We start from the raw sequence: 202 nt of genomic DNA, 5'->3' as shown, positions 1-202 counted from the left end.
CGCCGACCTGCCCGTCGGACGACTCGACACCCTCGACCCCGTCGAGCGGGAGCGGGTGCTGGTGGAGTGGAACGGGGCGCGGACCGAGCTGCCCGACACCCCGCTGCACGAACTGGTCCGCGAGCAGGCCCTGCGGACGCCGGACACGGTCGCGGTGGTGTGCGACGGGGACTCGCTGACATACGCGGAGCTGGATGCGCGC

The 202-nt window shown here is 73.8% G+C and carries 1 protein-coding gene; it reads left to right on the top strand.

Features of this window, described 5'->3' with window-relative positions; all coding sequences use genetic code 11:
* Window positions 1-202: hypothetical protein (locus tag IE97_RS39125; protein ID WP_037845593.1), on the top strand; the 202-nt coding region annotated here is incomplete at both ends.

This window comes from Streptomyces sp. NRRL S-455 (assembly GCF_000717875.1).
Lineage (GTDB): Bacteria > Actinomycetota > Actinomycetes > Streptomycetales > Streptomycetaceae > Streptomyces.
Note: the sequence above shows the minus strand (reverse complement) of the source record. Positions and strands in the feature narration are given on the sequence as shown.